The sequence below is a fragment of the Pseudoalteromonas sp. NSLLW24 genome, assembly GCF_015864725.1.
Taxonomy (GTDB): Bacteria; Pseudomonadota; Gammaproteobacteria; order Enterobacterales; family Alteromonadaceae; genus Pseudoalteromonas; species Pseudoalteromonas arctica.
Window position 1 is genome coordinate 1 of sequence record NZ_JADYWQ010000039.1, and the last position, 1481, is coordinate 1481.

2 protein-coding genes are annotated in these 1481 nt (G+C 39.8%); one reads left to right on the plus strand and one right to left on the minus strand.

Annotated features, from left to right (window positions below; genetic code table 11):
• Positions 1-145: 145 nt before the first annotated feature.
• The gene (locus I6E72_RS19875; RefSeq protein WP_269435278.1) at positions 146-277 is read left to right on the plus strand and encodes a hypothetical protein; all 132 of its coding nucleotides are present in this window, start codon (positions 146-148) and stop codon (positions 275-277) included.
• A gap of 124 nt (positions 278-401) precedes the next feature.
• On the opposite strand, the gene I6E72_RS19815 is transcribed toward I6E72_RS19875, so the two are convergent.
• Complete coding sequence (locus I6E72_RS19815; protein ID WP_442960311.1) at positions 402-1478, minus strand: flagellin; 1077 nt, start codon at positions 1476-1478, stop codon at positions 402-404.
• Positions 1479-1481: the final 3 nt, after the last annotated feature.

Sequence of the window (1481 nt, forward strand, 5' to 3'; positions counted from 1 at the left end):
AGCCGTAACAAATTTATGTACAAGCCCCTTACTGATTAAGTTAACGGCAGGAAGTGAAATACCTTTAGCTTTTATTTTTAAATAATTACAAATTCATGTTAATAAATTTCTAACTTGTTGATTAGTTTATTACTAGGAGTTAACTATGACACGAACTGCATTAAATATTTCTTATTACGACTGCACGGGTGCAGAACAATATGAGGGTAACTGCCGAAAACAGCTAGGTAACGAAATATTTAGCCTTGTTATAATGCAATCATCTGTCGTTAAATAAAGCCATATAAGCCAATTGGTAAAATATCAAAACCAAATAAAAAAGGAGATGACCAAAGTCATCTCCTTTTAAAATTATTATAGGTATTCGCTAAATTAAAGAGATAGCTAATACCTTATTTCAATTAACCTAGTAGGCTAAGTGCTGTTTGCGGTAACTGATTTGCTTGCGACAAGATTGATGTACCTGCTTGTTGCAAGATTTGGTTTTTAGTCATCTCAGCAGTTTCTGTTGCAAAGTCAGTATCTTGAATTCGGCTACGTGATGCAGATACGTTCTCAGAAATATTCGCTAAGTTACTTATTGTGTGGTCAAAACGATTTTGAACCGCACCTAAACTTGCTCGTTGTGAGTCGATGTTTGCAATTGCGTTATCAATAATTGCTAGCGCATCTTGCGAGCCCTTCTGGCTTGTAATATCAACGTCAGAAACATCTTTTAGCTTACTTGTTGTTTCTGTAATTACACTAGCTAGTGAATCATCAGACGCTTTCACACTAAATGTTTCTGAAGAGTTTAATTGAATACCACCTGAAATTCGTGTTGAATCAGTCGCAGTACCAGCCACACCACTTGTTAGAGTAACTGCAGTACCATCTTCAGCACCGCCATAAGACAACGCTGTAACTGCAAGTGTGCTCGCTACAGGAGCACCAGCGGCATCTGCTGTTGCATAGCCTTCTAACGTTATATCTGCACCCGTATTATTAGATACTGATAATACACCGTTTTCAATACTCGCTGTTACACCATGCTCATCAGTTGCGCCATTAATAGCTTCAGCCATTGCTTGCTGGTCGCCATCTGCATTACCTGTAGCTACGTATGAAACCTTCTCGTCGTTAAGCTCAAAACTAACCGTCTCGCCAGAAACGGTTGCAGTACCACCAACAACTACCGTGGCCTCTGTTCTAGCTTGCGCACTAACACCTGTAGAGCTCGTTACACTGTTAATTGCAGCAGCTGTATCTTCTGCGCTAGCGGTTGCAGCAATAGTAACTTTAGCGTCATTACGTCCAGAGATATCATATGTACCGCCTGCATTTGTACTTGCCGCAGCGTTAGAAGCCGCAGCAGCTGTAGCAGTACCAAAACCTTCGTTATCAGTACCACCTTGTAAATCAACTTGGTTAGAACCAATTTTTTCTGCCGCTACACTCGATAGTGATACGTTAATTGTTTCGTTTGCATTTGAACCAATTTG

Coding starts and splice junctions, on each gene's coding strand:
- I6E72_RS19875 (WP_269435278.1), top strand. CDS start 146: ATGACACGAACTGCATTAAATATTTCTTATTACGACTGCACGGGTGCA.